This is a genomic window from Streptomyces sp. NPDC050759 (genome assembly GCF_044456945.1).
GTDB lineage: Bacteria > Actinomycetota > Actinomycetes > Streptomycetales > Streptomycetaceae > Streptomyces.
The window spans coordinates 191,309-214,062 of sequence record NZ_JBITGI010000018.1; the positions used below are offsets into that span (position 1 = coordinate 191,309).

At 71.0% G+C, this 22,754-nt stretch carries 25 protein-coding genes; 14 read left to right on the top strand and 11 right to left on the bottom strand.

The features are described 5' to 3' along the window. Positions 1-61 precede the first annotated feature (61 nt). Complete coding sequence (locus ACIBJB_RS38915) at positions 62-961, top strand: SGNH/GDSL hydrolase family protein (RefSeq protein WP_398938168.1); 900 nt, start codon at positions 62-64, stop codon at positions 959-961. Positions 962-988: 27 nt separating this feature from the next. On the opposite strand, the gene ACIBJB_RS38920 is transcribed toward ACIBJB_RS38915, so the two are convergent. After that, complete coding sequence (locus tag ACIBJB_RS38920) at positions 989-1,471, bottom strand: VOC family protein (protein ID WP_398938170.1); 483 nt, start codon at positions 1,469-1,471, stop codon at positions 989-991. A 136-nt stretch (positions 1,472-1,607) separates the two neighbouring features. Between ACIBJB_RS38920 and ACIBJB_RS38925 the strand changes: the two genes are divergently transcribed. From ACIBJB_RS38925 to ACIBJB_RS38935, 3 genes are all read left to right on the top strand, one after another. After that, positions 1,608-2,819 carry an epoxide hydrolase family protein gene (locus ACIBJB_RS38925; protein WP_398938172.1) on the top strand — a complete coding sequence of 404 codons (1,212 nt, stop codon included), beginning with the start codon at positions 1,608-1,610 and terminating at the stop codon, positions 2,817-2,819. 121 nt (positions 2,820-2,940) lie between these two features. After that, positions 2,941-3,564, top strand: coding sequence for a ClpP family protease (locus tag ACIBJB_RS38930; protein ID WP_059208879.1), 624 nt, complete (start codon positions 2,941-2,943; stop codon positions 3,562-3,564). 1 nt (position 3,565) lies between these two features. Further along, positions 3,566-4,168 carry a ClpP family protease gene (locus ACIBJB_RS38935; RefSeq protein WP_398938174.1) on the top strand — a complete coding sequence of 201 codons (603 nt, stop codon included), beginning with the start codon at positions 3,566-3,568 and terminating at the stop codon, positions 4,166-4,168. Positions 4,169-4,186: 18 nt separating this feature from the next. Here ACIBJB_RS38935 and ACIBJB_RS38940 read toward each other — a convergent pair whose 3' ends face one another. Then, positions 4,187-4,618 carry a helix-turn-helix domain-containing protein gene (locus ACIBJB_RS38940; RefSeq protein WP_398938176.1) on the bottom strand — a complete coding sequence of 144 codons (432 nt, stop codon included), beginning with the start codon at positions 4,616-4,618 and terminating at the stop codon, positions 4,187-4,189. 88 nt (positions 4,619-4,706) lie between these two features. On the opposite strand from ACIBJB_RS38940, the gene ACIBJB_RS38945 reads away from it, so the two are divergent. Together ACIBJB_RS38945 and ACIBJB_RS38950 are read left to right on the top strand one after the other, a co-directional pair. Further along, positions 4,707-5,486: a class I SAM-dependent methyltransferase gene (locus tag ACIBJB_RS38945; RefSeq protein ID WP_398938227.1), complete on the top strand. Its 780-nt coding sequence runs from the start codon at positions 4,707-4,709 to the stop codon at positions 5,484-5,486. A 221-nt stretch (positions 5,487-5,707) separates the two neighbouring features. Continuing rightward, positions 5,708-6,604 carry an RNA polymerase sigma factor SigF gene (locus ACIBJB_RS38950; protein WP_398938178.1) on the top strand — a complete coding sequence of 299 codons (897 nt, stop codon included), beginning with the start codon at positions 5,708-5,710 and terminating at the stop codon, positions 6,602-6,604. Between the two features lie 66 nt (positions 6,605-6,670). Here the strand turns inward: ACIBJB_RS38950 and ACIBJB_RS38955 are convergent, their stop codons facing one another. After that, complete coding sequence (locus tag ACIBJB_RS38955) at positions 6,671-7,129, bottom strand: ATP-binding protein (RefSeq protein WP_398938180.1); 459 nt, start codon at positions 7,127-7,129, stop codon at positions 6,671-6,673. A gap of 87 nt (positions 7,130-7,216) precedes the next feature. Then, a complete protein-coding gene (locus ACIBJB_RS38960) occupies positions 7,217-8,449 on the bottom strand; it encodes a DUF6777 domain-containing protein (protein ID WP_398938182.1) in 1,233 nt (410 codons plus the stop codon). Between the two features lie 173 nt (positions 8,450-8,622). Here ACIBJB_RS38960 and ACIBJB_RS38965 point away from each other — a divergent pair, with 173 nt between their 5' ends. Together ACIBJB_RS38965 and ACIBJB_RS38970 are read left to right on the top strand one after the other, a co-directional pair. Beyond that, entirely contained in the window at positions 8,623-9,900 is a 1,278-nt protein-coding gene (locus ACIBJB_RS38965) for a streptophobe family protein (protein ID WP_398938185.1), read from the top strand. Between the two features lie 44 nt (positions 9,901-9,944). Continuing rightward, positions 9,945-10,358 carry a nuclear transport factor 2 family protein gene (locus tag ACIBJB_RS38970; RefSeq protein WP_398938188.1) on the top strand — a complete coding sequence of 138 codons (414 nt, stop codon included), beginning with the start codon at positions 9,945-9,947 and terminating at the stop codon, positions 10,356-10,358. Here ACIBJB_RS38970 and ACIBJB_RS38975 read toward each other — a convergent pair whose 3' ends face one another. The 4 genes from ACIBJB_RS38975 to ACIBJB_RS38990 form a co-directional block, all read right to left on the bottom strand. Further along, complete coding sequence (locus ACIBJB_RS38975) at positions 10,359-11,336, bottom strand: serine/threonine-protein kinase (protein ID WP_398938190.1); 978 nt, start codon at positions 11,334-11,336, stop codon at positions 10,359-10,361. Then, a complete protein-coding gene (locus ACIBJB_RS38980; protein WP_398938192.1) occupies positions 11,326-11,874 on the bottom strand; it encodes a hypothetical protein in 549 nt (182 codons plus the stop codon). The genes ACIBJB_RS38975 and ACIBJB_RS38980 overlap by 11 nt, the downstream gene beginning before the upstream one ends. Before the next feature lie 7 nt (positions 11,875-11,881). Further along, positions 11,882-14,215: an FHA domain-containing protein gene (locus ACIBJB_RS38985; protein ID WP_398938194.1), complete on the bottom strand. Its 2,334-nt coding sequence runs from the start codon at positions 14,213-14,215 to the stop codon at positions 11,882-11,884. A 79-nt stretch (positions 14,216-14,294) separates the two neighbouring features. Beyond that, entirely contained in the window at positions 14,295-14,705 is a 411-nt protein-coding gene (locus ACIBJB_RS38990; protein WP_266553580.1) for a hypothetical protein, read from the bottom strand. 331 nt (positions 14,706-15,036) lie between these two features. On the opposite strand from ACIBJB_RS38990, the gene ACIBJB_RS38995 reads away from it, so the two are divergent. After that, the gene (locus ACIBJB_RS38995; protein WP_398938197.1) at positions 15,037-15,420 is read left to right on the top strand and encodes a nuclear transport factor 2 family protein; all 384 of its coding nucleotides are present in this window, start codon (positions 15,037-15,039) and stop codon (positions 15,418-15,420) included. 71 nt (positions 15,421-15,491) lie between these two features. Next, positions 15,492-15,776, top strand: coding sequence for a DUF1905 domain-containing protein (locus ACIBJB_RS39000; protein WP_398938200.1), 285 nt, complete (start codon positions 15,492-15,494; stop codon positions 15,774-15,776). Positions 15,777-15,889: 113 nt separating this feature from the next. On the opposite strand, the gene mgrA is transcribed toward ACIBJB_RS39000, so the two are convergent. Next, a complete protein-coding gene (gene mgrA / locus ACIBJB_RS39005; RefSeq protein WP_266376093.1) occupies positions 15,890-16,885 on the bottom strand; it encodes an L-glyceraldehyde 3-phosphate reductase in 996 nt (331 codons plus the stop codon). 124 nt (positions 16,886-17,009) lie between these two features. Between mgrA and ACIBJB_RS39010 the strand changes: the two genes are divergently transcribed. The 3 genes from ACIBJB_RS39010 to ACIBJB_RS39020 all read left to right on the top strand — a co-directional run bounded on the left by ACIBJB_RS39010 (position 17,010) and on the right by ACIBJB_RS39020 (position 20,047). Further along, positions 17,010-17,942 (top strand): LysR substrate-binding domain-containing protein, encoded by a 933-nt coding sequence (locus ACIBJB_RS39010; RefSeq protein WP_398938202.1) that lies wholly within the window; start codon positions 17,010-17,012, stop codon positions 17,940-17,942. Between the two features lie 67 nt (positions 17,943-18,009). Further along, positions 18,010-19,509 carry a carotenoid oxygenase family protein gene (locus ACIBJB_RS39015; protein ID WP_398938204.1) on the top strand — a complete coding sequence of 500 codons (1,500 nt, stop codon included), beginning with the start codon at positions 18,010-18,012 and terminating at the stop codon, positions 19,507-19,509. A 28-nt stretch (positions 19,510-19,537) separates the two neighbouring features. Beyond that, positions 19,538-20,047 carry a DinB family protein gene (locus tag ACIBJB_RS39020; protein ID WP_398938206.1) on the top strand — a complete coding sequence of 170 codons (510 nt, stop codon included), beginning with the start codon at positions 19,538-19,540 and terminating at the stop codon, positions 20,045-20,047. Here ACIBJB_RS39020 and ACIBJB_RS39025 read toward each other — a convergent pair. Continuing rightward, complete coding sequence (locus tag ACIBJB_RS39025; protein ID WP_398938208.1) at positions 20,035-21,108, bottom strand: adenosine deaminase; 1,074 nt, start codon at positions 21,106-21,108, stop codon at positions 20,035-20,037. The genes ACIBJB_RS39020 and ACIBJB_RS39025 overlap by 13 nt on opposite strands. A 41-nt stretch (positions 21,109-21,149) precedes the next feature. Next, positions 21,150-21,542 (bottom strand): VOC family protein, encoded by a 393-nt coding sequence (locus ACIBJB_RS39030; RefSeq protein ID WP_398938210.1) that lies wholly within the window; start codon positions 21,540-21,542, stop codon positions 21,150-21,152. Positions 21,543-21,732: 190 nt separating this feature from the next. Between ACIBJB_RS39030 and ACIBJB_RS39035 the strand changes: the two genes are divergently transcribed. After that, a complete protein-coding gene (locus ACIBJB_RS39035; RefSeq protein WP_326671664.1) occupies positions 21,733-22,440 on the top strand; it encodes a dienelactone hydrolase family protein in 708 nt (235 codons plus the stop codon). Positions 22,441-22,754 lie beyond the last annotated feature (314 nt).

Genomic DNA, 22,754 nt, shown 5'->3' on the forward strand with positions numbered 1-22,754 from the left:
CTCGGGCCCGGCTGTGCTTGCCTGGGGAACCGTTTTTCGGCGACCGGGGCGGGAGTCGCGCATGCGGACATCGTGGATCGTGGGAGTACTGACCGCAGTCCTGCTGCTCGGTGCCTGCGGCGACCCGTCGGACGGGCCGGAGACGGCGCCGCCGACCCCGGACGTCTCCCGGGCGGCCACCACGCATCAGCGCGCCCAGTCCTCCCCGAGCCCCTCCGCGGCCGTCGTCGCCCCGCGTGTGCTGTATCTCGGCGACTCGCTCGCCATGGAGGCCCAGCGGGTCCTCGGGCAGGAGCTGCGCCGGGAGCTGCGGGCGACGTACACGAGCGCGCCGTACTCGGGGACCACGCCGTGCGACTACCTGGAGGGCACCGGGAAGAAGTCCCTGGTGCCCGACCGGGACAAGGCGGCCGCGCTGGTCCGAGCGCTGCACCCGGACTTCGTGGTGCTGCAGTTCTGGGGCAACGCGTGGGGCTACACGTGGTGCATGGACGGGATCAGCCATGCCGCCTCGCCGCAGAAGTACTTCAGCAGGTACCGGGCCGACCTTCGCCGGCTGACCGACCAGATCGCGGCGGCGGGCGGTGAGCGGCGGCCGCGGATCGTGTGGGTGGCACAGGGCCCGGACCCGATCACCCCCGACCGGGTCCGGCGCGTGAACGAACTGTACGAGGAGCAGGCGGCCGCCTCCGGGGACGTCGTCGCCGACGCGGGCGCGACGGTGGCACCCGCCGGGTCCCGGTACAGCTGGGTGCAGTACCTGCCGTGCACCTCCTACGAGCACGAGCATCCCGACTACTGCACCCAGCCGGGGCGCGACCGGACCGCCCTGCACCTCGACAAGGACTATCTGCACTTCTGTCTGGCGCCCACGACGTCCACACCCAGGCCCTGCCCGGCGCGCTCCCCCGGCATCCTGCGGATCGCCCGGGAGATCACGCGGGTGATCGGTTCGTCCTGAGATGGTTCGAGAGCGTTCGAGGAGCGCTCACTCGCCCGCGTAGGCCTTGTCCAGGGCGGCGAGGTCGAACTTGCTCATGGCCATGAACGCCTTCATCACACGGGCCGATTTCGCCGGGTCCGGGTCGGTGACCATGGCCTGCAGCCGGTCCGGGACCACCTGCCAGGACAGGCCGTACTTGTCCTTCAGCCAGCCGCAGGGGCCGGGCTCGCCGCCGCCCTCGGTGAGTTTGGTCCAGTAGTAGTCGATCTCCTCCTGGTTCTCGCAGAAAACCATGAAGGAGACCGCCTCGGTGAACTTGAACTCGGGGCCGCCGTTCAGCGCGAGGAACCGGTGACCGTTGGCCGTGAACTCGACGGTCAGCACGCTGCCGGCGGGCTGGGGCGCGCCCTCCGGATAGCGGGCGATCTCGCCGATGCTGGAGTTCTTGAAGACGGAGACGTAGTAGTGGGCGGCCTCCTCCGCCTGGCCGTCGAACCAGAGACACGTGGTGAAACCGTCGGTCGTCATGCGTACCTCCTGGGTGGTGGGAACGTCCGTGGGAACGTCCGTCATCTGTGTCGACCGATCCTCGCCGCGGAACTCATCGGTCGGGCCGTCGGTTAATCCAGATGGCCGATACATCCGTGCGCACTAGCATCCGGGCATGACGTCTGCGCCCCCAGAGCACTCGGACCTCGTCCGGCCTTTCCGCCTCGACATTCCGCAGAGCGACCTCGACGACCTCCACGACCGGCTCGACCGCACCCGCTGGCCCGACGACCTCTCGGCCACCGGCTGGGCGTACGGCGTGCCGGCCGGCTATTTGCGCGAGCTCGCGCACCACTGGCGGCACTCCTACGACTGGCGCGCGGCCGAGGCACGGCTGAACGAGTGGCCGCAGTTCACGACCGTCATCGACGGGACGACCGTGCACTTCGCCCACATCCGCTCCCCCGAGCCGGACGCCACCCCGTTGGTCATCACGCACGGCTGGCCGGGCTCGATCGTCGAATTCCTGGATGTGGTGGGCCCGTTGACCGATCCGGCGGCCCACGGCGGCGACCCGGCCGACGCCTTCCATGTCGTCGTACCGAGCATTCCCGGTTTCGGGCTGTCCGGGCCGCCCGCCGACACGGGCTGGGAGGCGGGCCGGATCGCCGACGCGTGGGCCGAGCTGATGACACGGCTCGGCTACCAGCGGTTCGGCGCGCAGGGCGGCGACTGGGGCTCGGCGATCTCCCGGGAGCTGGGCCGCGCCCACCCCGAGCGGGTCATCGGCGTCCACCTCAATCTGCTGCCGGGCGCGCAGGCGACGCACGAACCGACCGAGGAGGAACTCGCCCCGCTCGCACCGGAGCAGCGGGAGCGCGCGCTGGAGTCCTGGCGCCGGTGGAGCGCCTGGTCGGCCGAGGGCACCGGGTACGCGGTTCTGCACTCCACCCGGCCGCAGACCGTCGCCTACGCCCTCACCGACTCGCCGGTCGGCCAACTCGCCTGGATCGTCGAGAAGTTCCAGGAGTGGACCGACTCCGCGGAGCTGCCCGAGGAGGCCGTGGACCGGGACCGGCTGCTGACCAACGTGATGCTGTACTGGCTGACGGGGACCGCCGGTTCGGCCGCCCGGATCTACTACGAGCGGGCGCACGCCACGGACGGGAGGGCGGCCCGGCCCACCGCACCGTCGACCGCGCCGACCGCCGTCGCCGTCTTCCCGGCGGAGATCCAGATCCCGCTGCGGCACAAGGCGGAACGCACCGAGAACCTCGTGCGCTGGACCGAGTTCGACCGCGGCGGCCACTTCGCGGCGATGGAGGAGCCGGACCTGCTGGTCGAGGACGTGCGGGCGTTCTTCCGGCAGCTGCGCGAGAAGGACTGAGCGGCCGCTGGGCCGGCGCTCTGCCGGTGGCGAATCTGCCACCGGCAGAGAAACCGCTTCAGGGCATCGTCCGAGGTCAACAGTGGAGCCGACGGCATCCCTACGACCACGAGGACAGCCCATGACTTCCATCCGGGCCGAGGAGGGCGACACCCCTCCCACCCGCTTCGACGACCAACTGGCCGCCCAACTCCTCGCCCAGCGCATCGTGCTGCTGGGCACCCAGGTCGACGAGGTCTCCGCCAACCGCGTCTGCTCCCAGCTCCTCGTCCTGTCCGCGGAGGACCCGCGCACCGACATCAGCCTGTACATCAACAGTCCGGGCGGCTCCGTGTACGCGGGCCTCGCCATCTACGACACGATGCGGCTGATTCCCAACGACGTGTCGACGCTCGCCATGGGTTTCGCCGCGAGCATGGGCCAGTTCCTGCTCTGCGGCGGCACGCCCGGCAAGCGGTACGCCCTGCCCAACGCGCGGATCATGATGCACCAGGGGTCCGCGGGCATCGGCGGGACCACCGCCGACATCCTGATCCAGGCGGAGAACCTGGATCACAGCAAACAGACCATGGAGCGGCTCCTCGCCGAGAACACGGGCCAGACACCGGAGACCATCGCCCGCGACGGCGACCGCGACCGCTGGTTCACGGCCGAGGAGGCCAGGGAGTACGGCATGGTGGACCGGGTCCTGGAGTCCCTCGCGGACGTCCGCCCGGCCGCCTCCAAGCGACGGATGGGGCTGTGACATGGCGAACTACACGATTCCGTACGTCGTCGAGCGGACCGCACACGGCGAGCGGTCCTCCGACGTCTTCAGCCGGCTGCTGTCCGAGCGGATCATCTTCCTCGGCACCGAGATCGACGACGGCGTGGCCAACGTCGTGATCGCGCAGCTGCTGCACCTGGAGTCGGCGGCACCGGAGAACGAGATCTCGATCTACATCAACTCCCCGGGCGGATCGTTCACTTCACTGATGGCGATCTACGACACGATGACCTACGTGCAGACGCCGATCTCGACGCTCTGCGTGGGACAGGCGGCCTCCACCGCGGCCGTCCTGCTGGCCGGAGGGGATCCCGGGCGACGGCTCGTGCTGGAGCACGCGCGCGTGCTGCTCGGCCAGCCCGCCTCCGGCGGCAGCCGTGGCGCGATCTCCGATCTCGCCCTGCAGGCCAAGGAGATGGTCCGCATCCGCTCCCAGGTCGAGGAAGTGCTGGCCCGCCACACCCACCACGACATCGCGACCCTGCGCGCGGACATGGACCGCGACAAGGTGTTCACCGCCGAGGAGGCCGTGGCATACGGGCTGGCCGACGAGGTGGTGAGCCGGCGCCTCGTGACGGTCTGAGGCACCGGCCCCGCCGCCTCAGGCCGCCAGGCACATCCCGTTGTACGGCGATCCCGGCACCGCGCGGCGGCTTCGGGCCGCGTGCCGGGTGAGCTCCCCCTGGGCCAGGGAGAGCAGATCGCCGAGACCGAGGCCCAGGGCGTGGGCGGCGGCCGCGAGGACCTCCGAGGAGGCCTCCTTGCGGCCGCGCTCCACCTCGGAGAGATAGGGCATCGAGATCCGGGCCGCGTCGGCCACGTCCTTGAGCGTGCGCTCCTGGGCGAGACGCTCGCGGCGCAGGACGTCTCCGACGAGGTCACGCCACAGGGGTTCCCTGGTGGTCTGCCGGTCTGCGGGCTCCCTGGGCGGTGTCGTGGCGGGGCGTTCGGACACTGGGCGGGCGGTCCCCGGGCGCACGGACTGCGGGCGCAGGGGGATCACGCGGGCTTGGTTCGGCGCTTCGTTGCTCACCGGATCAGCCTAAATTCCGTGGCCGCCATGGGAAGGGTCCGGCATTCTGCCCTGGGTGGAATCGTCCGACGGGAAAGTGCGGGAACCGGTGCTGCGCGACACGTTCAACGAGGCGGCGGAGCTGTACGACAGGGCGCGACCGGGCTATCCGCGGGCTCTGGTCTCGGAGTTGGCCCGGGTGGCGGCCCTCGGCCCGCCCAGCCGAGTCCTGGAGGTGGCTCCCGGGACCGGCCAACTCACCCGCGCCCTGGCCGAGTCGGGCTGCCACATCACCGCCGTGGAACTGGGCGACGCGATGGCGGCGGTGGCCCGGCGGCGACTGGCCGGATTCCCCCGTGTCGAGGTGCGCCACGCTGACTTCGAGGGCTGGACCCTGCCGGACCAGCCCTTCGACCTGGTCGCCTGTGCCACCGCCTGGCACTGGCTCGCCCCTGCCGTCCGTGTGGAGAAGTCCGCGGACGCGCTGCGCCCGGGAGGACACCTCGCCGTGGTCGTCACCGCGCATGTGGCGGGCGGCACCGCCGAGTTCTTCGCCCGGGCCCAGGACTGCTACGAACGCTGGGATCCGGCCACACCGCCCGGGCTGCGGCTCCAGCCGTCGTCGGAGATCCCCTCGGACACGGCGGAGTTCGAGAGCTGTCCGCGCTTCGGTGACGTCACGGTGACCCGTTTCGAACAGGACATCACCTACACCACCGACCAGTACATCGACGTGCTCCTGACCTACTCGGGTCACCGGGCCCTCGACAGCACCCACCGCGAGGGCCTCCTGGCCTGTATCCGGGATCTGATCGACACGCGCCACGGCGGCCGTGTCACCAAGCGGTACCTCCACGAACTCATCGTCACGGCCCGAGTCGCTCCCTGAGCAGCGTCGATTTCGCGCCACCGGGCCACGCGCCGGGCATGTGTCGTCACTCCTCGGGTACGCGCAAGGTGAGGGAACTGCGGGCGGCTGGACTGCCGGTGGCCCGGGACGCTTATGTCGTCGCGTTCCGGGTACACGACAGGCCGCGCACCATCCGCGGAACCCGAGACAACCGAGGCCGAAGAGGCAGACGTCGAGCCGTGACTTTCGTGGGAGAGGTAATGCATACCGTCGTCACCGCCGTGAACCGTTCGGAGGCACAGGTCACCGAGCACGCCAGCGGGACCAGGACGGGTGAGACACCGCTGCCGGGAGTCGAGGAACCGCGGGCCGTCGCACCGCGGGACGCGCGGGAGCTGTCCCGTCAGTTCTTCCACCGTCTGACCGAGCTCGAGGAGGGGACGCACGAGTACCAGTACGCGCGCAACACCCTCATTGAGATGAACATGTCGCTCGTGCGCTTCGCGGCCGGAAGGTTCCGGGGCCGCGGGGACGACATGGAGGACATCGTCCAGACCGGCATGATCGGCCTGATCAAGGCGATCGACCGGTTCGAGGTGTCCCGCGAGGTCGAGTTCACGTCGTTCGCGCTGCCCTACATCGTCGGCGAGATCAAGCGCTTCTTCCGTGACACCACCTGGGCGGTGCACGTCCCCCGGCGCCTGCAGGAGCTGCGCGTCGAGCTGGCCAAGGCCCGCGAGGAGCTCGCCAGCCGTCTGGACCGGGACCCGTCGGTGGCCGAGCTCGCCACCCTGATGAACATCTCCGAGAACGAGGTGATCGAGGCACAGATCGCCTCGAACGGCTACAACTCCTCGTCCCTGGACGCGGCTCTGACCGGCGACGGCCCCGAGAGCGGCGAATCGGTGCTCGCCGACTTCATCGGTGTGGAGGAGGACGGGCTGCGGCTCGTCGAGGACTTCCAGTCGCTCGCCCCGCTGATGGCCGAGCTCAGCGACCGTGACCGGCAGATCCTCCACATGCGATTCGTGGAGGAGGCCACCCAGTCGGAGATCGGTGAACGGCTCGGCTGCTCGCAGATGCATGTGTCCCGGCTGATCAAGCGGATCATCACACGGCTGCGCGAGGGCATGCTGGGCGAGCTGGGCTGCGCCTGACGCACACGGACAGCGAAAGAAGCGGGTGCCGTCCCGGGACGGCACCCGCCGCACGACAGGGCGGACTCATTCCCTGCCGCCGAAACCCAGTACGGCCCGCACCCGCTTGCCCACCGGTACACGTTCCGCCGCGACCTCGCGCGCCAGGACGTGCACGATCTCCAGACCGTGCCGGCCCACGCGCTCAGGATCCCGCGGGAACCTGCGGGGCAGGGTGGCACTGCTGTCGTAGACCGTGACGGCGACCGCGGCGTCGGTGCCCTCCAGCTCGAGGATGTACGGCCCGTTGCTGTGCCGGTCGGCGTTGGTGACGAGTTCGCTCACCACGAGGAGCACCTCCTCCGCGGCGCGGTCACCGATGCCGGCACACCACTCGGTTCTGAGCCTGCCGAGGAAGTCCGCGGCGAACGACCGCGCCTCGGCGATACTTCCCGGCTCCCCGGTGTAGTGCGCCGCCTGCCTCAGGGGTTCCACGGGCACGTCGAAACCAGTCGGTATCACTGCCCCGTCCAGGTGCTCGATCATGCGTTTCTCTCTCGGAAGCCGGACTGGCCGGACGCTGCTGCACCAGTGCTCGTACCCCGAGCCGCGCGTCGCAGTCCAGGTGACGCGTCACATCACCCAGGACACCGGATCGCTGGACAGGGACGCCGACTGTGTGATTCCGGGCGTGGTGTCGGAGGCGAGGGGCGACAGCGGTGCCGAGGACTCGGGGCTGACGGACTCGTCACCCGAGGATTCGCTGGTGGGCGGCTGCGACGAGGGTGTCTTCGGGGCCGGTGAGGACGGGGCGGTCGAGGTCGGCGGGCAGGGGCTCGCCGATCCGGAGGGGGTCCCGGTGGCTCCCTTGGACGGGGAGACGCAGGGCGACGGAGAGGTCGGGGTCTTCGGCGGGGGCAGCGTGGACGCGCTCACCGACGGGGAGGGCCTGGTCGGCGGGTGGGTCTTGTGGTCCTTGCCCCCGGTGTCGCCGCGGTGCCGGGCGATCCAGTCGTGATGGTCGGGGTCGTAGATCACGAAGATGTTGATGACCGTCGTGGAGGGCGCGACCACGACCACGTTCGAGGGCTGGTACGACGACCAGGTGTCGCCGGTGCGCTTCGGCGTGGTCTGCTGGGCGACCGGCGGTGTCAGCGGGTTGCCGCAGGCGCAGCGTGTGCGGGGCACGCCGTGGGAGTCGACGAGGACGGCGGTGCCGGCCTGGAGGACGGCCTGGTAGCTGGTGGGGGCGCCGTCGCGGTAGCCGTGGTTGGTGACGCGGGTGTCCATGCGCAGCTGGACGGGTGTGAGCGAGCGCAGGTACGCCGGGACCTCGGTCGGCCGAACGCCGGCGACCGAGGCGAACGCCCCGTTCTTCGAGGGATCCGCCTGAAGGGCCTTGACCTGCTTCTCGACGTCACAGCTGGAGACGTTGCGGGTGCCGCCGTAGAGCCCGGGGGCGCCGCCGTCGACGCCGCGTACGGCGTTCGCGGGCTCGGAGGTGTCCGTCGGGGAGGCGGAGACGGGCGGGGCGGAGCTGTCCTTCGCGGTCGACTCGGTGAAGGGGTCGGGGCCCGTCTTGGCGGCGGCCTGGAGGAAGACCTCGCCGCCGCCGCCGGCCGAGGGGGAGCCGCCGTCGGAGCGGGTGAAGACGACCGCGAGCACCACGGCGGCGACCACCGCGGCGGCGATCATCGCGACCCGGGGCGCCGACCTCCACCAGGGGCGGCGGGGTTCGGGCGCGGATGCCCCGCCGCTGCTGCCCGGGGGCTGCGAGGGCGGGCCCGAAGGCGGCTGCGAGGGGCCCGAGAGCGGGCCGGAGGGCGGCCCCGTGGGGCGGCCTGACGACGGAGGTTCGACGCTCACGAGCTCTTCTTCTTCCCGACTCGGGATTCTGCGGCGCGCGATGCGCATGCCCCGGTTCAGCCGCATTTTTACTTTCCGTACCTATTCTCTGCTCCTGTCCTGTGCCACTCGCAAGCGGACGCGGACGGACCTCCCGGCGGGCGCCCCGTGCCGGGGCTGCTTAGCGTGGCAGGGTGATCCCGCAACCCCCCTTTGACCAGGCAGTCGTCGCTCGCCACGGCTGGGCGCAGGCCGTGGCCACGGTCCTGGTCGCGCTGGGCGCCATGGGGGTGGTGGCCGCGCTGGGGTTGTGGGCGGCGGGTGCGTCCGACCTTCCGGACCACGCGTTCCCCCGGGTCGTGGCGGCGACCGTCGTCACCGCTGTCGGCGGCACGATCAAGCTGTCGGGAAGCGCGGGAGGGCTCGCCGACACCAAGGCGGGGCTCACCGTGATCCCCCTCTCCGTCACCCTGACCGGTGCGCTGGTGCTCGGTGCGGGCTTTCTGCGTCCGCTGCGGCACCGGGCGGTCGCGGGCGGCCGGGAGCTCGCCGGATGGGCGGCCCGGATCGCCGTCCTGTGGCTGCCGGCGCTCCTCGCCCTGGCCTACGCGGCCCGCCAGACGTTCACGCTCTCCCTCGGCGACGACACGCTGGGCGACCTGGGGGATCTCTTCGGTGTCTCCCCCGAGGTCGGCTTCACCACGGACGTGCCGCAGACCCTTCTGTTCGGCCTCCTGTGGATGGCCGGCGTCCTGGTGCTGGCCCTGCTGGTGTCGGCCAGGGCTCCGCTGCCCGGTCGGCTGCTGCCGTTCCAGGAGTCGGTACGGCCGGCCGCCCACGCCATGGTCGTCCTGCTGCTCGCCTACGTCGTCCTCGGCACCCTGATCGCCCTCGTCGTCGCCGTGACGCGCGGTCATGCGCGCGAGACGCTCGCGGTGATCCTGCTGGGCATGCCGAACCTGGTCTGGCTCACCCTGACCATCGGCCTCGGCGCCACCTGGAACGGGCGGGTGGAAGGGCCCTTCGGACTGCCCATGCCGCACGTCCTGGACGAGGTGCTGCGCTCCAAGGACACCGCCACGCTCGATCTGCACACCCTCGCCGAGCAGGACGGCCGGGTCTGGTGGCTGGTGGTCGTCGACGCGGTCCTGCTGCTGGCCGTGGCCTTCCTGATGGCGGCCCGCTCACCCGCCCGGGTCCGCGCCTGGCGGCACGCCGTGCACGGGGCGGTCGCCCTCGCCCTGACGGTTCTCATGATCTGCCTCGTGGGCCGGATCTCCGCCCGGTACGGACTGTCGGTACTCGGCATCGGCGACCTCGGGGGCGGCCTGGGCGGAAAGCTGTTCCTCGAGCCGGAGCTCTGGACGGCGGTCGGCCTCGGCGCCCTGTGGGGTCTGGCCACCGGCTTCCTCGGCGCGCTGCTGGCGCGGCCGGTGCGGCGCAAAGGAGAGATCAAACCGGCTGACGCGTGACGCGCGGCGTGGCAGGGTGCGCTCAGCCGAGGAAGGGGCACCGCATGACGTTGGCTCTCGAAGACCGCCTTGCCGTGACCGAGTTGATCGCGCTGCACGGACACCTCGTGGACGCCGGGGCGCTGGACCGGATGGGCGAGGTCTTCACCGCGGATGTCGTCTACGACCTGTCCGACTTCGGCCAGGGTGAACTCACAGGGCTCGCCGCGATCAAGGACGCGGCCCTGGCTCTGGGTGCCGGAAACCCCGTGGCGCACCACGTCACCAACGTGTTCGTCGAGGAGATCACCGACGACCGGGTCCACGCCCGTTCCAAGGGCCTCGGCGTCATGGCGGGCGGCTCGTGCGGCTCGGTGACGTACGAGGACACCGTGGTCCGTGTCGGTGCGCAGTGGCGGATCAGCCACCGCAGGTTGCTGGCGCGGAAGCTGCCGTTGAACGGCCTGGGCCAGGGCTGACTACCGCCCCCGGACCACCGGCGCCGCCCAGCGGGGTGGGGGCTTCGGACGGGTCTCCTGCGGTTCTACGGTCGGCAGGGCGACCTCCGTCGGCGGGTGAGCGCCCGTCGCCGCCGAGCGGAGGGCCGCGACGAAGGCCAGGCAGGAGTCGTGGCGGTCGTCGGGCGCCTTGGCGAGGGCCTTGGCGAACACCGCGTCGAGTGGCGCGGGCAGGTCGGGGCGGGACTCGGAGAGGGCAGGCGGGGCGTCGTACTGGTGGGCCCACAGCAGGGCCATGTCGTCGTCGCGGCGGAAGGGCGGGTGGCCCGTGAGGGACTCGTGGACCACGCAGGCGAAGCCGTAGACGTCGCAGCGGCCGTCGACCGGGCGGCCCGAGATCTGCTCGGGTGCCACGTAGTCGAGGGTGCCGACGAACTGGCCGACCGTCGTGAACCCGGTCAGCGACAGGGACTTCTTCGTGAGGCCGAAGTCGGTGAGGTAGGTGTGCTCGGGGTGGTCGCTGTCGGTGCCGCGGGCGACCAGGATGTTGCCGGGTTTCACGTCCCGGTGGACCAGCCCGTGCTCGTGGGCCGCGTCGAGCGCGGAGGCGATCTGGGCGGCGATCCGCAAGGCGGTCGGCAGGGGCAACGGGCCCTGGCGGTCCAGGAGATGACGCAGGTCGCTGCCGGCGACGTACCGCATGGCGATGTACAGGACGCCGTCCGTCTCGCCCGCCTCGAAGACCGGGACGATGTGCGGGTGGTCGATCGCGGCGGCCACCCGGGACTCGTGGCTGAAGCGGTTGCGGAAGGTGTCGTTGCGGGCCAGTTCGGGGGCCAGCAGCTTCAGCGCCACCGTGCGGTCCAGACGCAGGTCCCGGGCCCGGTAGACGACGGCCATGCCACCGCGGCCGATCTCCTGCTCGATGCGGTAGCTCGCGACCTGTCTGCCGACCAGTTCGGAGGGGCTGCCGGAGAAGAGGCTGGTCTCACGTGCCATCGCGCGTCACGACCTGGGTGGGGGCGTGTCCGCCCGCTTGAGGCCCGTCCGCTTGAGGCCCGTCGTCGGTGGCGTAGGTGTTCAGCCGCGTCCCGTCCGCGTACACCCAGCGTCCGTGCTGGGCGTCGTACAGCCACATGTGTTCCCCGTCGACGACCACCCCGATCCGCAGTCCCCGCGTGCGGCCCCGGAACGCCTCCCCGTCGAGGCCGCCGCCGGCCAGCTCCTCGACGGCGGCCCGGTAGCGGGCGAGGGTCTCGTCGGCGCGGGCCAGCAGGGGGCGTGGGTCGGCGGCTCGGGTGAGCGGGCTGTCGGGGGCGGGGGGATCCTGCGGTACGGCGACCAGGTGGCGGCCGTCGACCCAGGCCGACCAGCCGTTGGCGCACAGGACGTGGGCCCAGTCGCCGCGTCGCTCCACGAGCTGGACGGGCAGGAGCGGGTCGAGGGGGACGGTGGGGCGGGCCGGGTCGGGGGCGTCCCAGGCGGGCATGCCCTGGCCGGGGACGACGTGGGTGGGCCGGAAGCCGGGGGTCGTCATCGGCGGCCTACTTCCGCATGACCGCGGGTTCGTGGCGGCGCAGCAGCCGGGAGACGACGTATCCGAAGACCGCGGAGAGGACGACGAGCATGCCGATGTTCAGCAGCCACACGCCCGCAGAGTGCTTGAACAACGGGTCGCCGGTGAGGTCGCCCGGCACGATCCGGGCCAGGCCGATCGTGCCGGCCATCGCTCCGAGCGCCCAGCGCGAGGGCACCAGCCAGGACAGCTGTTCCAGGCCGGGCACACCGTCGAGCTGCAGCAGGGCTCCGCAGAAGACGACCTGGACGATGGCGAGCAGCACGAGCAGCGGCATCGTCACCTCTTCCTTGCGCACCAGCGCGGACACGAGCAGACCGAGCATCATCGCCGTGAACGCCAGCAGGGCGACCGCGATGGTGATCTCGGCAAGGGGCGGCATCAACACGCCTTCGCCGGCGGGGGCATTGAGGTCGACTCCGAGGAGGGCGACCAGGGTCAGGACCACCGCCTGCACGACGGTGATCGTGCCCAGCACGACGACCTTGGACATCAGGTACGCCGATCTGGACAGGCCGACGGCTCGTTCGCGCTGGTAGATGACCCGCTCCTTCACCAGCTCGCGCACGGCGTTCGCGGCGCCGGTGAGGACGCCTCCGACGCACAGGATGAGCAGGGCGTTCATCGCGGTGTCGCGGGTGAGTTGGCTGCCCGCGAGGGCCCGGGCCATGGCGCCCATGACGAACGGCAGGGCGATCATGATGGCGAGGAAGGTGCGGTCGGCGACGAGAGCGGCGCTGTAGCGGCGGATCAGGGTGCCGAGCTGGGCGCCGCGGCTGCGGGGCCGCGGCGGGGGCGCGATGATGACCGGCTCGGAGCGGGGCATCCGGGGTTGTGCGGTGGCCTCGGTGACGTACTGGTGTTGGAAGGACGAGACGCGGAAGTCGCCTGCCCAGTCGCGGTCCTGGTCCCTCTCGAAGGCCTCGAACGCCTCGGGCCACTGGGCGAAGCCGAAGTAGGCGAGGGCGTCCTCGGGCGGGCCGTAGTAGGCGATCCTCCCCCCGGGAGCGAGGACGAGGAGGCGGTCGCAGACGTCGAGGCTCAGGACGCTGTGGGTGACGACGATGACCGTGCGGCCGTCGTCGGCGAGGCCGCGCAGCATGTGCATCACCGAGCGGTCCATGCCGGGGTCGAGGCCGGAGGTCGGTTCGTCGAGGAAGAGCAGGGAGGGCTTGGTCAGCAGCTCCAGGGCCACGCTGACCCGCTTGCGCTGGCCGCCCGAGAGGCTGTGCACGGGCTGCCGGGCGCGCTGTTCCAGGCCGAGCTCGCGGATGACCTCGTCGACCCGTTCGCGGCGTTCCGCCTTCGCGGTGTCCTGCGGGAAGCGCAGTTCGGCGGCGTAGGACAGGGCGCTGCGGACGGTCAGCTGGGCGTGCAGGATGTCGTCCTGCGGGACCAGGCCGATGCGCTGGCGCAGCTCGGCGTAGTCGCGGTAGAGGTCGCGGCCGTCGTACAGGACGGTGCCGTGGTCGGCGGGGCGCTGTCCGGTGAGGGCGTTCAGGAGGGTGGACTTTCCGGCGCCGCTCGGGCCGACGACCGCGAGCAGGCACTTCTCCCCCACCGGGAAGGATACGTGGTCGAGCAGGGTCTTGCGGCCGCGGTCGACGGCGACCGTGAGGTCCTGGACGTCGAGGGAGACCTCGCCGGTGTCGACGTACTCCTGGAGCGTGTCGCCGACCAGGCAGAACGCCGAGTGGCCGATGCCGACGATGTCACCGGGGCCGATGGCGGCGCCGGTGACGGGCCGGCCGTTGAGATAGGTGCCGTTGTGGCTGCCGAGGTCGGCGATCTCGTAGCTGTCGTCGGGCAGGGCGCGCAGCTCGGCGTGGTGGCGGGAGACGACCAGGTCGTCGATGACAAGGTCGTTGTCGTCGGCGCGGCCGATACGGACCGTGCGGGTGGGCAGCGGGCGTACTGCGGTGGGCCGCCGGAAGGTGCCGGTCAGGCCCGGCATCGAGACGGCGGAAGGGCGCTCGGGGGCGAGGCGGCCCAGCAGGACCGCGCAGGGGCCGTCGGCGGGGCTGCCGAAGTGGATCACGCTTCCGGGGCCGACGTCCCACTCGCGGACGCGGCGGCCGTCGGCGTAGGTGCCGTTGGTGCTGTTCTCGTCCTCGAGGGTCCAGTGGTCGGCCTCGGGTCGCAGCACCGCGTGGTGCCACGAGACCCGGGCATCGTCGATGACGATGTCGCTCAACGGGTCGCGGCCCACGTGGTAGTCATGGCCCGGGCTCATCACCGTGGAGCCGGTGTCGGTCTCCAGGACGAGCTCGGGCGCCGTCGGTGCGACCGGCCGCTCCGCCATGCCAGAATTCTACCGATTCACACCTTTTGTCGCCCGGTGGCGCGGATCGGGCGCCGCGCACAGAGGGCGCCGACTCGGCTCAGGCGACCGGCGTGAAGAGCGCCGAGGCCATCCGGTGCATGCGCACCGCGTCCACGGACTCGGCGAGCAGTTCGTACTCGGTGGTGTCGTCACTGGCGGCGATCCGGACCAGCCGGCCGGCCGCCAACTCATCGGCGACCAGGTCCTGTTGGTACAGGTCGGCACACCAGGCCCGCATGACGGCGGGCACGTCGAGCACGGTCCCGGCGACGGGAGCGAGGGCACCCGCCGGGAAGTACTCGGCCTCGGGCTGGGGGTCTAATCGGTCGGCGATCCACGAGGCCCGGTCGCGTAACCACCACAGGGCGAGGGCGAGGGTGGGTGCGCGATAGGTTCCGAGGGGCACGCCGATGCGCCGCCCGTCGCAGATGCCGTACCCCGTGACATGGCACAGGAATTCGTCGTGCACGATCCACTCCCCCGCTTGCTCCGTTCACCTGGCGGCAGGGCCTCGCTTTCGTGCGGCTCATGTGCGGTACGCGGTTCTCGGTGCTGTATGTGACGGACACTTCGCTCGATGTGAAGGACCTGTCAGTCGAGTATGTTCACTACTGAAACACTGTCACCACATCTTTTTGGCCAGTCTCCTGGCATATTCCCGGACCCTCCTGGCCGAAATCTGACGGGTACACGCTCAAACGTCATGACCCCGGAAGTAATCGACGGTTCCGAGGGCCGCGGGCAGGGTTGCGGTATCAGGTCCCACCAGCACAGACGACCTCGACGGAGGCTGATCACCCATGCCCGCGCACACAGATCGTTACGAGAACGCCGTCAGCCGCTACTTCGAAGCCTGGAACGCCAGGGAGCCGCAGGCACGTGCGAAAGCCGTGGCGGCCGCCTGGGCGGTGGGCGGCGGCTACACCGACCCCCTCGCCGACGTGGTCGGCCACGAGCAGATCGCCGGGGTCATCGCGGCGGCCCACGAGCAGTTCCCCGGTTTCGCGTTCCGGCTCACCGGCGCCGTCGAGGGGCATCACGACACCGCGCGGTTCTCCTGGGAGCTCGTGAATGAAATCGATGGTTCGGCGCCCGTGGCCGGGTCCGATGTGATCACGCTGGCCGGTGACGGACGGATCAGGACCGTGCTCGGATTTCTCGACCGGGTTCCGGACGGGGCGTGAGCGACGGCCGCGATGAGTTTTCGCATCGCCGATGGTCTCTTGGAGAGCAGCCACCGGCGAGGGAGGACCTCATGGGCACCACCGGAGAAGTGGACGCGGAATTCACCGCGGTCCTCGGCAGGAAACCGGAGAAGGGCAGCTGGACCTGTGTCCACTGGCCCGCCTCCGTCGAGTTCTTCGGCACCCGCGGGCTGGTGAAGGTCCGCGGGAAGATCGACGGACACCCGTTCCGGAGCTCCTTCATGGCGCTAGGGGACGGCACCCACATGCTGCCCGTGAAGGCCGATGTGCGGAAGGCCATCGGGAAGGAGGCCGGGGACACGGTCACCGTGCGGATCGAGGAGCGAACCGGCTGATCAGGGCTGCCCCACACGGCATCACCAGCAGCACCGAGTCAACGGGACCCGGGCACCGGCCGAAAGCCGGTGCCCGTCCGGTCGACCTCCCGCGGCCATGACGGCCGCGTCGGTCATCCCTTGACGATCGCGTCGATCCTCGCCAGTTCCTCCGCGTCGAAGTCCAGGTTGGCGATCGTGCCCACGCTGTCCTCGATCTGCTTCGGGCTGCTGGCGCCGACGAGGGCCGAGGTGACGCGGCCACCGCGCAGGACCCAGGCCAGGGCCAGCTGGGCGAGGGTCTGGCCGCGGCCCTTGGCGATGTCGTTGAGCTCGCGGAGCTGCTGGACCAGGTCCTCGGTGACCGCGTCCGAGTTCAGGAAGGGGCTGTCGCTCGCGGCCCGGGAGTCCTCGGGGATGCCGTCGAGGTAGCGGCCGGTGAGCAGGCCCTGCTCCAGCGGGGAGAAGACGATCGAGCCGACCTGGAGCTCGTCCAGCGCGTCCAGCAGGCCGCCGTCCTCGGGGCGGCGGTCCAGCATCGAGTACCGCGGCTGGTGGATGAGGAGCGGGGTGCCCAGCTCACCGAGGATGCGGGCGGCCTCGCGGGTCTGCTCGGCCGAGTAGTTCGAGATGCCGACGTAGAGCGCCTTGCCCTGCTGGACCGCGGTGTGCAGGGCGCCCATCGTCTCCTCCAGGGGAGTCTCCGGGTCGGGGCGGTGCGAGTAGAAGATGTCGACGTAGTCCAGGCCCATCCGGGTGAGGCTCTGGTCCAGCGAGGACAGCAGGTACTTGCGGGAACCCCACTCGCCGTACGGGCCGGGCCACATCAGGTATCCGGCCTTGGTGGAGATGATCAGCTCGTCGCGGTACGCCGCGAGGTCGGCCTTGAGGGCCTCGCCGAAGGCGGACTCGGCGGCGCCGGGCGGCGGACCGTAGTTGTTGGCTAGGTCGAAGTGGGTGACGCCGAGGTCGAAGGCGCGGCGCAGGATGGCCCGCTGGGTCTCGACCGTACGGTCCGCCGGGCCGAAGTTGTGCCACAGGCCGAGCGAGATCGCGGGAAGCTTCAGGCCGCTGCGTCCGGTGCGCCGGTAGGGCATCTCCGCGTAGCGGTCGGGGTGTGCGGTGTACAACGCGACTCCAGAGGGGTTGGCACGGTGGAACCAGGGTTTTGAACCTGTGTGCACTCTTTCGCGACCTGGGGGCATTGGTCCAACAGAAGAATCCGATGGAATTCAGCGGATAGGCTTCTCAATCATGGAACTACGCCATCTCCAGCACTTCGTCGCTGTCGCCGAGGACCAGCACTTCACCCGGGCCGCCGAGCGCCTCCTGGTCTCCCAGTCGGGGCTGTCCGCGTCCATCCGGGCGCTGGAGCGGGAGCTGCAGACACCGCTCTTCGTGCGGACCACGCGCCGGGTGACGCTCACCCCGGCGGGGCGGGCCCTGCTCGGCGAGGCCGAGCGGATCCTCGCGCAGGTGCGCGCGGCCCACGAGGCGGTGGCGGCCGTGCAGGGGGTGCTGCGCGGGATGCTCGCGCTGGGTTCCGAGCAGTGCATCGCGGGGCTGCACGTGGCGGGGCTGCTCGCCGCGTTCCGGCGGCAGCATGCGGACGTCGAGATCTGTCTGCGCCAGGCGGGGTCCGCCGCCCTCGCCGAGGAGGTCGCCGCCGGCCGGCTCGATCTGGCGTTCGCCGTCCGGGCGGCGCAACAGGACACCGACCAGCTGCGCGTCGTACCGCTGTCGAGCGAGCCCATGACCGTGCTGTGCCACCCCAGCCACCGGCTCGCGGCCGTCGGCGCGGCCGTGACGCCGGAGGACCTGGGCGGCGAGGTCTTCGTCGACTTCCATCCGGACTGGGGGCCGCGCCGCACTACCGACGCCGCCTTCGCCGCCGCCGGACTGCGCCGCAACGTCGCGCTGGAGGTCAACGACGTGCACAGCCTCCTCGACCTCGTGGACGAGAACCTCGGCGTGGCCGTCGTGCCCCAGCACTTCCGGCACAAGCGGCCGTCGCTGACGGCGCTGCCGGTCAAGGGCACCGGCGAGACCGTGTACGAGACGGTCGCCCTCCTGCCGCCCTCGCAGGCGACGAGCCCGGCGGCGCGGGCGCTGATGTCCCTGCTGGAAACAGGGGGCTTGGAAACAGGGGGCTTGAGTACACCCCCGGACGGGGCCCAACCCTCGTGACCTGATCCGTCCCGCACACCAGACTCATGACCGTTCCCGAGGACAACCACGGTCAGGAGTAGGGAAGATGACGGATCCCACACGACGGAACGTACTGCGCGGCGCGGCGGCGATCACGGCGGCCGGCGCGCTGGTCGGCACCGGAGCGGGCGCGCTGCCCGCCGCGGCGGCGCCCCGGACAGCGCGCCGCTTCCCCTTCCTGGAGGGCGCGTTCGAACCCGTCACCGAGGAACTGACGGCCTTCGACCTGCCGGTCACCGGCCGCATCCCACGTGAGCTGAACGGCCGCTATCTGCGCAACGGCCCCAACGCGCTCGGAATCGAGGACCCGCGTGCCCACCACTGGATGCTCGGTGAGGGCATGGTGCACGGCGTCCGGCTGCGCGAGGGCCGCGCGGAGTGGTACCGCAACCGCTGGGTGCGCTCCTCCCAGGTGGCGAAGAAGCTCGGCGAGCCCTATCCGGGCCCGGTGCCGCCGGACGACTTCCCGTGCAACACCCATGTGATCCCTTACCGCGGGCGGATCCTCGCGCTCCAGGAGAGCGGGCCGCTGCCGTACGAGCTGGACGACGAGCTGAACACCGTGGGCACGTACGACTTCCGGGGCACCCTGGAGGGCGCGTTCACCGCGCACACCAAGTTCGACGCGCACGCCGGTGAGCTGCACGTGATCGCCTACTACCCGACTTGGGACCACGTGCGGCACCTGGTCGTCGATCCGGCCGGCCGCGTCTCGCGCAGTACACGGATCCCGGTGGCGGACGCGCCGATGATCCACGACTTCGCGCTCACCGAGAACCATGTGGTGATCCTCGACATGCCGGTCACCTTCGACCCGGCGGGCGCCGAGCGCGGCGACATCGTGCCGTACGTCTGGAACGACCGGCATCCGGCACGGGTCGGTGTGCTGCCCCGCAAGGGTGGTGCGGTCCGCTGGTTCGAGGTGGACCCGGTGTACTACTCGCACACCCTCAACGCGTACGAGGAGGGCCCGAACCTGGTGATCGACATGACCAACTTCGACGCGCCCTTCCTCGTGGCGGGCAACGGCTCGGGAGGGCCGTACGGGGCGGGCACCCCCCGCCTTGACCGCTGGACGGTCGACCTGCGTCAGGGGCGGGTACGGACCCGGACCCTCGACGACCGCCCTCAGGAATTCCCGCGCGTGAACGAGGCGTTGGTGTCCCGTCGGCACCGTTACGGCTACTCGGCGGCGGCCGCGGAGATGGCGGTGGCCTATCAGGCGGTCGACGGCAACCCGCCGCCGGACCGGGCGTTCAGCAACGCACTCATCAAGCACGATCTGCTGCGCGGCACCGCGCAGGTGCACCGGCTGCCGCGGGGCGCGGCGGCGAGCGAGGCCGTGTTCGTGCCGTCCGACCCCTGCGACGAGCGGGCCGCGGAGGACGACGGGTATGCGATCGCGTATGTGCACAACCCCAATCGCGGGGCCTCGGACCTGGTGATTCTCGCGGCCCAGGACTTCACTGGTGAGCCGGTGGCCCGGATCCATCTGCCGGGGCGGGTGCCGCTGGGCTTCCACGGGAGCTGGATTCCCGACGCGTGACGCGGCGCGATGCGCGATGGTGGATGTCATGCATGCAAAGGACATCCTCATCGACGCGTACACCCGCATCCAGGAAGAGGTCCACGCGGCCGTCGAGGGCCTGACCCTGGACGACCTCCACCGTCGTCCCGGCCCCGACGCCAACTCCGTTGCCTGGCTGGTCTGGCATCTCACCCGGGTCCAGGACGACCATGTGGCCGGTGCGTTCGGCCTCGACCAGGTCTGGCTGACGCAGGACTGGGAGAAGCGCTTCGGCCTGGACCTGAAGCCCCGTGACATCGGGTACGGCCACACCTCCGCGCAGGTCGCCAAGGTGCGGGTCGACTCCGCCGACCTGCTGACCGGCTACTACGACGCCGTGCACGCCCAGAGCCTCGAAGCCCTGCGCGGCCTGACCGCCGCGGACCTGGACCGGGTCGTGGACGAGAACTGGGATCCGCCGGTCACGCTGGGCGTCCGGCTGGTCAGCGTCCTGTCCGACGACTACGAGCACGTCGGACAGGCCGCCTATCTGCGGGGGCTGTATCAGAGCGCGTAGCCCGGCAGGACGACGTCCTCGATGAGGGCCCTGCGCTCGTCGAACGGGATGAAGGCGCTCTTGAGAGCGTTCACCGTGACCGTGCGCAGGTCCTCGACCGTCCAGCCGGCCTCCTCGACCAGCAGGGACATCTCCCGGGTCATCGTCGTACCGGACACGAGTCGGTTGTCGGTGTTGAGGGTGACCCGGAAGCCCAGGTCCTTCAGGGCAGTGATGGGGTGCTCGGCGATGGAGGTGGCGGCGCCGGTCTGCAGGTTGGAGGTCGGGCACATCTCCAGGGCGATACGGCGGTCCCGGACCCAGCCCGCGAGCCGGCCGAGCTTGCCGACCGCGAGGTCGGGGATGTCCTCGGTGATCCGCACGCCGTGGCCGAGGCGCTGGGCGCCGCAGACCTGAACGGCCTGGTGGATGCTGGGCAGGCCGTGGGCCTCACCGGCGTGGATGGTGAACGGCACGTTCTCGCGGCGCAGGTACTCGAAGGCGTCCCGGTGGTCGGCGGCCGGGAAGCCGTCCTCGGCGCCGGCGATGTCGAAGCCGACGACACCGGCGTCCCGGAACGCCACCGCCAGGTCGGCGGCCTCGCGCACCCGGTCGAACATCCGCATCCCGCACAGCAGCGTGCCCACCCGCACCGGAGTGCCCGCGGCGGCGGCCTTCGCCATACCGGCGGCCAGGCCCTCCTGGACCGTCTCGACGACCTCCGCCATGGTCAGTTCGCCGTTGGTGTTCAGCTCGGGGGCGTAGCGCACCTCGCCGTACACGACCCCGTCGGCGGCCAGGTCGAGGACGTACTCCTCGGCCGTGCGCAGCAGGCCCTCACGCGTCTGCATGACGGCGAGGGTGTGCTCGAAGGTGGCTATGTAGCGCACCAGGTCTCCGGAGTTGGCGGCCTCGAAGTACCAGGCCGCGAGCTCGTCCGGGTCGGTGGTGGGCAGGGTGTGGCCGACCTCCGCCGCGAGCTCCACCACGGTGGCGGGGCGCAGGCCGCCGTCGAGGTGGTCGTGCAGGACGGCCTTGGGGAGGCTGCGGATCAATGCGGCGTCTACGCGCGTAGCGGTCATGGCGGGGTCTTCCTCGGACTTCGAACAGGGTGGTGTGAGGGTCAGTCGGCGGGCTGGAGCAGGTCCCAGCGGTTTCCGTAGAGGTCCTGGAAGACGGCGACCGAGCCGTAGGGCTCGTGGCGCGGCTCCTCCAGGAAGGTCACACCCGCGCCGAGCATGCGGGCGTGGTCGCGGGCGAAATCGTCGGTGTGCAGAAAGAAGCCGACGCGCCCGCCGGCCTGGTTCCCCACCCGGGCCTGCTGAGCCTCGTCCTTGGCTCGGGCGAGCAGCAGGTCGGTGCCGCCTTCGCGCTCGTCCGGCCGTACGACGACCCAGCGGGAGCCGTCGGGGCGGGGCGCGTCCTCGACGAGCCGGAAGCCGAGTGCCTCGGTATAGAAGCGGATCGCCTCGTCGTAGTCGTCGACGACGAGGGTGACCAGGGCGATGCGTCTCATCGGAACCTCTCGGACCGGCTGCTCGGCGGGTAGTTGACGGGAGAGGTTATACGTAAAACTTCACGCACGCCAGTCCGGTCTTCCGGGGCTCCCGTGGGTGGGCCGTACGCCGCGTGACAGGCTGGTGATCACCGCCGGGGTCACGGCTCCGGCGCCCCATCACCGGACTGTCGCACAGGAGTCGAGCACCATGACAGAACTGCCGAAGTCGACTGGAGCTCCCGCCCGCCAGAACGTCACCTTCCCGAGTGGCGGCACCACCGCGCACGGCTATCTGGCGCTGCCGCCGTCCGGGAGCGGGCCGGGTGTCATCGTCATCCAGGAGTGGTGGGGCCTGACCGACCACATCGCCGACGTCGCCGACCGGCTGGCGGCGGAGGGCTTCGTGGCCCTCGCCCCCGACCTGTACGGCGGCAACGTCGCCCACGAGAGCGCCGAGGCCCTGCGGATGATGCAGGACCTCCCGGTCTCGCGGGGTGTGGAACTGCTCTCCGGCGCGGTCGACCACCTGCTGTCGCTGGACGAGGTCACCTCGGACACCGTCGGCGCGGTCGGCTTCTGCATGGGCGGCGGATTCGTCCTGTACCTGGCGGCGGCCGACCCCCGGGTGAGCGCCGCGGTGCCGTTCTACGGCGTGATCCAGGGCGAGCTGCCCGACTTCTCGGGCCTGAAGGCGGAGATCCTGGGCCACTACGGCGAGCTCGACGAGAGCATCCCGGCGAAGAGCCTCGACGCTCTGCGCGAGGCCGTCCGGGAGCAGTCCGGGATCACCCCGGACCTGCGCCTCTACCCGGCGAACCACGCCTTCTTCAACGACGGCCGCCCGGTCTACGACGCCGAGTCCGCCACCCGTGCGTGGGAGAGCACGGTGCCCTTCCTGCACGAGCGGCTGGGCTAGGGGCTGCGCTGGGAGCAGGGCGGCTGCGAGGCGCGGGCGTCCTGCGACGTTGTCGGACGGCTGCGGGCCGCTGGGGGCTGGTCGCGCAGTTCCCCGCGCCCCTGAGGAGTTGCAGTCACCCGCGACACGAGGGACCGATCCTCACCCTCCGCACCACGACGGACCGTTGGCCGCACCCCACGCCACGACGGGCCGCAAGCCGCGTACGGCGGCAAGGGGACGGGGTGGGGGGTGTCCGCCCGCAGCGGCCGGCGTCCGTTACCGAGCACCGCTCAAGAAACCGAGCCGCCGGACCGAGGACGGACACCCCCCCC

Bases quoted from the DNA above. Each gene is read 5' to 3' on its own strand.
- ACIBJB_RS38995 (WP_398938197.1), top strand. From the start codon at position 15,037: ATGCCCGCGCACACAGATCGTTACGAGAACGCCGTCAGCCGCTACTTC.
- ACIBJB_RS38980 (WP_398938192.1), bottom strand. From the start codon at position 11,874: ATGACGACCCCCGGCTTCCGGCCCACCCACGTCGTCCCCGGCCAGGGC.
- ACIBJB_RS38975 (WP_398938190.1), bottom strand. From the start codon at position 11,336: ATGGCACGTGAGACCAGCCTCTTCTCCGGCAGCCCCTCCGAACTGGTC.
- ACIBJB_RS38950 (WP_398938178.1), top strand. From the start codon at position 5,708: ATGCATACCGTCGTCACCGCCGTGAACCGTTCGGAGGCACAGGTCACC.
- ACIBJB_RS38970 (WP_398938188.1), top strand. From the start codon at position 9,945: ATGACGTTGGCTCTCGAAGACCGCCTTGCCGTGACCGAGTTGATCGCG.
- ACIBJB_RS38925 (WP_398938172.1), top strand. From the start codon at position 1,608: ATGACGTCTGCGCCCCCAGAGCACTCGGACCTCGTCCGGCCTTTCCGC.
- ACIBJB_RS39035 (WP_326671664.1), top strand. From the start codon at position 21,733: ATGACAGAACTGCCGAAGTCGACTGGAGCTCCCGCCCGCCAGAACGTC.
- ACIBJB_RS38920 (WP_398938170.1), bottom strand. From the start codon at position 1,471: ATGACGACCGACGGTTTCACCACGTGTCTCTGGTTCGACGGCCAGGCG.
- ACIBJB_RS39015 (WP_398938204.1), top strand. From the start codon at position 18,010: ATGACGGATCCCACACGACGGAACGTACTGCGCGGCGCGGCGGCGATC.
- ACIBJB_RS39030 (WP_398938210.1), bottom strand. From the start codon at position 21,542: ATGAGACGCATCGCCCTGGTCACCCTCGTCGTCGACGACTACGACGAG.
- ACIBJB_RS38930 (WP_059208879.1), top strand. From the start codon at position 2,941: ATGACTTCCATCCGGGCCGAGGAGGGCGACACCCCTCCCACCCGCTTC.
- ACIBJB_RS38955 (WP_398938180.1), bottom strand. From the start codon at position 7,129: ATGATCGAGCACCTGGACGGGGCAGTGATACCGACTGGTTTCGACGTG.
- ACIBJB_RS39010 (WP_398938202.1), top strand. From the start codon at position 17,010: ATGGAACTACGCCATCTCCAGCACTTCGTCGCTGTCGCCGAGGACCAG.
- ACIBJB_RS38915 (WP_398938168.1), top strand. From the start codon at position 62: ATGCGGACATCGTGGATCGTGGGAGTACTGACCGCAGTCCTGCTGCTC.
- ACIBJB_RS39000 (WP_398938200.1), top strand. From the start codon at position 15,492: ATGGGCACCACCGGAGAAGTGGACGCGGAATTCACCGCGGTCCTCGGC.
- ACIBJB_RS39025 (WP_398938208.1), bottom strand. From the start codon at position 21,108: ATGACCGCTACGCGCGTAGACGCCGCATTGATCCGCAGCCTCCCCAAG.
- ACIBJB_RS39020 (WP_398938206.1), top strand. From the start codon at position 19,538: ATGCATGCAAAGGACATCCTCATCGACGCGTACACCCGCATCCAGGAA.
- ACIBJB_RS38935 (WP_398938174.1), top strand. From the start codon at position 3,566: ATGGCGAACTACACGATTCCGTACGTCGTCGAGCGGACCGCACACGGC.
- ACIBJB_RS38985 (WP_398938194.1), bottom strand. From the start codon at position 14,215: ATGGCGGAGCGGCCGGTCGCACCGACGGCGCCCGAGCTCGTCCTGGAG.